Source organism: Desulfofalx alkaliphila DSM 12257 (genome assembly GCF_000711975.1).
Taxonomy (GTDB): Bacteria; Bacillota; Desulfotomaculia; order Desulfotomaculales; family Desulfohalotomaculaceae; genus Desulfofalx; species Desulfofalx alkaliphila.
Genome location: NZ_JONT01000050.1, coordinates 1 through 4,614, shown reverse-complemented (window position 1 = coordinate 4,614; position 4,614 = coordinate 1). Strand labels below are relative to the sequence as shown.

4 protein-coding genes and 1 pseudogene are annotated in these 4,614 nt (G+C 33.6%); 4 read left to right on the top strand and 1 reads right to left on the bottom strand.

What is annotated here, in order from left to right; all coding sequences use genetic code 11:
• A pseudogene (locus tag BR02_RS15525) lies at positions 1-193 on the bottom strand (DUF6431 domain-containing protein); the annotation flags it as partial.
• Positions 194-470: 277 nt separating this feature from the next.
• Here BR02_RS15525 and BR02_RS0112830 point away from each other — a divergent pair.
• The 4 genes from BR02_RS0112830 to BR02_RS0112815 all read left to right on the top strand — a co-directional run bounded on the left by BR02_RS0112830 (position 471) and on the right by BR02_RS0112815 (position 4,324).
• Positions 471-704: a single-stranded DNA-binding protein gene (locus tag BR02_RS0112830; protein WP_027622094.1), complete on the top strand. Its 234-nt coding sequence runs from the start codon at positions 471-473 to the stop codon at positions 702-704.
• 62 nt (positions 705-766) lie between these two features.
• On the top strand, positions 767-1,336 hold the full coding sequence (locus tag BR02_RS0112825; protein WP_031517710.1) for a hypothetical protein: 570 nt from the start codon (positions 767-769) through the stop codon (positions 1,334-1,336).
• Positions 1,337-1,357: 21 nt separating this feature from the next.
• Entirely contained in the window at positions 1,358-2,656 is a 1,299-nt protein-coding gene (locus BR02_RS0112820) for a DUF262 domain-containing protein (RefSeq protein WP_031517708.1), read from the top strand.
• Between the two features lie 3 nt (positions 2,657-2,659).
• On the top strand, positions 2,660-4,324 hold the full coding sequence (locus BR02_RS0112815) for a DUF262 domain-containing protein (protein ID WP_238442478.1): 1,665 nt from the start codon (positions 2,660-2,662) through the stop codon (positions 4,322-4,324).
• Positions 4,325-4,614: the final 290 nt, after the last annotated feature.

The window sequence follows — 4,614 nt, the reverse complement described above, 5'->3', positions numbered from 1 at the left end:
AAATCAAGCGACAGATGGGAATGCTGTACTCCGCTTTTTCACCATCAACCGCATTTCGCCAGTAGTAGCCATGACGATAAAGGCGAACCATGCCCTTACAACAGGGACATCTATCAAAAGAAGGAAAATTGTTTTCCTTTCCCAAACGGGCATATTCTTCTAAATCGATTTTAAAGTCATGATAAACGACCACAAAAATCACCCCGAAGCATTTTGCAAAAATTATAGCAAAATGTCGGGGTATAGGAAACATTGTCTAACCGGGTTAATTTGAAAAAACTCTTCAGGTTAGGAAGAGGATAAAGAGGCAAGTGACAGTAGATGTATAAAAATAACCTTCATGAATGACCACCATTCAGGAGATATATTCTCTTGATTGGTGGTTTTCTTCTTATTGACTGGAATTGGTAAGAGGCATATAATCTTATTAACAATGTTGTTGATATTGTTATTGATAAGGAGATGACAACATGAGCGATGTTAATGAGCTACTAGAAGAAGCTATTAAGGAAACTGAAAACTTGAATGCAGGTGAAGTCTTTCTTGTTAAAGACCTGTTCAAGGGTTATGTATGGAATAGAATACCCAGAAAGGATCGACTTCTGCTTGGGACTTTATTTTTAAACTACGTAAATAAAATGGAAGGTAATATAAAGGCTATTGAAAAGACTTCATCTAACCAGCAGCGGTATCAGAAGGTTTGAGGATATAGCAAAACTATTATGAAGGGCAATAAAAAACTATAAATTATATTAGGGTGTATGGGGTGGAGGCTTTGCTTAATTTAAGGCAATTAGTAGATGACTTTTTCTTGTTTGTTCAGTCTAAGAGTATTGAAATTTATAATGAGTTTAGCCTCCAGCATGAGCTGGGGATATTCCTACGTGAAAAGCTTCCGGACTATCGTATTCAATTTGAAAGAAATGTATCATACTTCACACCAGACAATAAAACTATAAAAAAAGAAATAGATATTACTATTTTTAATGAAGATAAATCAGAGAAGTATGCAATTGAACTTAAGTGCCCATTAAATGGTCAGTATCCAGAACAGATGTATTCGTTCGTGAAGGATATTAAATTTATGGAGGAGCTTAAGAACCGAGGATTTACTAAAACAGCTGCTGTTGCTCTTGTTTCGGATAGACCTTTTTATGAAGGGCGCAACAATGAAGGTATATATAGGTTTTTTAGAGAAGAATGTTCTGTTTACGGTTGTATTTTTAAGCCAACAGGTGTAGGAAAAAATAAAGAAAGCATTGCATTAACAAGCAGATATGATTTTATCTGGCAGGACTTAAGTGACGGTCGTAAATATTACGTAATAGTGATTTGAAAGTTAGGGGGGGACTTGCAGGTGGCTTTGCTTCAAGATGAATTAAAAATAAGAAAGATTCATGAATTACTTCATATGAAATTGGCTTTACCACCATATCAGCGCCCGTATAGTTGGAGTGTGAAGTCTGCAAATACGCTTTTTCAAGATACTTATAATGCATACCATGAAGGTTTACAAGAATATAGAGTTGGTTCAGTAATTTTACATAAAGAAAACGGAAAGTATAACATTGTCGATGGCCAACAACGACTGACAACTATTTCGATTCTTCTATACTGTTTAGGTGAGAAGGATCTGGGGTTATTACAAGAAAAATACAATCAACTGTCTAACGATGTGATTGTAACTAATTATGAAATTTTATCTAAGAGAATAAGTGAGCTACCGAAAGATGAGCAAAACAAGTACAAAAATTATTTATTCGAACGTTGTAGTGTAGTTCAAATTGTTACAGACAGTGAGCAAGAGGCTTTTCAATTCTTCGATTCACAAAATTCGCGCGGTAAGGAGTTAGCCCCACATGATTTATTAAAGTCATATCATTTACGCGAGATGAATGATGAAGAGGAAAACCAAAAAATAAGGATTATCAACCAATGGGAAAATGTAAACCAAGATGATTTGAATGACCTATTTAAAATCTATCTTTACCCATTGACCCAATGGTATAAAGGAAAGAGTGGTTTGGGCTATTCATCTAGTAAAATAGATGTGTTCAAAGGGATTAAAACCACAAATGTATTTAATTATGCGATTTATCATAAAGCAAGTAATCTTTTTGTAGAACAGTTTAATGCAAATGGAAGCAATGAATTACTTGCATCTAGAGCATTAAATCAATTTCAATTAACACAGCCTCTTATGGCAGGAAAGCGATTTTTTTATTACACTCTACATTATAGAAATCTACTTGAGCAAGTACAAAGATTAGTGAGTAAAGTTCATACAGAGGAACAAGTTCCGAGTAGACGCACTGGAGATCTTTACATTAAACAATTATATGAATGTGCGCTATTATTTTTTGCTGATCGCTTTGGAATTGAAAACCTATCTAAAGCTGTGATGCAGCAATTATATACTTGGAGTTATTCTTTGCGGCTGGTTATGGAAGCTGTCTATCTACAGACAATTAATAAATATGTGCGAGGAGAACATGAACGCGTAAACTATGGATTAGGTATGTTTTCAGAAATCAGTGAAATGAAAAACGGAGAAGAATTAAAACTCATTTCTTTAGAGCAACCTAAAATTGAGAATAAAAACAAAGAGAAGTACAGGGATGTGTATGATTTACTTTGTGAATGGAATAGGTGGTAGATGATGGATAAAAATATAAGAATCATACCGGTATCAAAAATTTTTACTAATGTTCATTATATAGTTCCTATATATCAACGCAACTATGCTTGGGGAGTATCGGAGATAGAACAATTGATAGAAGATATTGATAGCTCTATTGGCGACTCTAATAAAAATTACTTTCTTGGAAACCTAATTGTTAATCAAAGGGATGATAATGTTTATGAAGTAATAGACGGGCAACAGAGGTTGACAACACTATTTCTATTAGAAAGTTATCTTGGTATGAATTTTGCTAAAGATGGGTTGAGATTTGAAGCACGGGAAAAATCAAACCGTACCCTTAACATGCTAAGCAAAGGAAACAAGAATGAGCTAATAGAGGAATTAGCATCTGTTGAAATCTTAAAGGGATATCAAATAATTGATAGCTATTTTAAATCTAATAATATAGATAAAAATGATTTAACTAAAAAACTGGAAAGTGTTTTTATTGTTCGTGTACAAGTTCCACAAGGTATAGATTTAAATCATTATTTTGAAATCATGAATACTCGTGGCGAGCAACTTGAACTTCATGAAATAGCAAAAGCAAAATTTTTAGAAGTATTGGATACAGAACAAGATAAAAAAACGGCAGCATTGATTTGGGAAAAATGCTCTAACATGGACTCGTATATACAAATGAATTTTGATCCCAGTGTTAGAAAGTATCTTTTTACAAATGATTGGTCTAGTATCAGGGATAATATTAACGATTTTGATACAATTAAGGAATTTATTCATAGTGAAGATGAAGACAATAATTTAGTTCCTTTGATTGAGATTCTAAAAAACAAGAAACTCTTTAATAATGAAATAAGTAAGGATGAAGTTGAGAATGAACGTTTTGAATCGATTATTTCGTTCCCAAATTTTTTACTTCAGATAAATGCTGTACTTAATAATTTAGAAGAGGAAGATTCAACCCTTGATGATAAACATTTCTTAAATAATTTATCATGGGCCTGGGGGGACGCTGATAAAGCAAAGAACTTTTTATTTCATATGTTAAAATGCCGTGTACTGTTTGATAAATATATATTGAAACGTGAATATGCTAGAGATTATAAAGAAACTGGGAAATGGTCGTTACAACGTTTAGAAAGGTATAATGATGGGAAAGGTGATAAACCCAAATATGTAGGAACATTTGGTGAGGACAATAGTCAGAATAATAAACAACTAAGAACTCTGCAATCCTGCTTGCGTATAACCTACACATCACCTAAAACTATGCATTGGATTTCATTAATATTAACAAGCTTATTAGAAAATGAATCATGTGACATTATTGAAATACTTGAAGATTACTGCAAAACAAAAGTTTTCGAATCAAAGTTTGAGAATTCTAGTGGATTTGGTTTTGAAAGAATCGTATTTACTTACCTTGATTATCTTTTATATAAGAATGGTTATTCTTATTTGGGCAAGGAAATTATTCCTCCATTATATGATGAGTGGCAGTTCCAATTTAGAAGTTCCATTGAACACTTTCAACCCCAAAATCCCGTTGAAGGTGAAAGCTGGGAAGCAGATGACCTTGATGGCTTTGGCAACCTCGCATTAATTACAGTGTCAGGAAACTCGAAGTTTTCTAATTTACCACCAGAGGGAAAAATCACCTCATATCCATGTTTTTGGTAATATAAAAGTACCGAGAATGGCAGCGTAAAATTCCATAGTAGCAAAAAAGAAGGAGTCACCGCATAGCATCCCTAAAATAAGCCTCTAAGCGACAAAGTAAGGAGGCGGATTAAAGGAGTGCTAACAGTGACTCAGATAGAGTATATCAAACATTTGCGGGAAAATGAAGGTGCATCAATTAGTGAAATAGCAACTAGGGTAAAATGTTGTTGGAAGACAGCAAAAAAGTATGCTGATGGTGAGATAAATTTACAAACAAGAGGAAAACGCAGGCGTAAACAACGGGTTAT

Coding starts and splice junctions, on each gene's coding strand:
- BR02_RS0112830 (WP_027622094.1), top strand. CDS start 471: ATGAGCGATGTTAATGAGCTACTAGAAGAAGCTATTAAGGAAACTGAA.
- BR02_RS0112815 (WP_238442478.1), top strand. CDS start 2,660: ATGGATAAAAATATAAGAATCATACCGGTATCAAAAATTTTTACTAAT.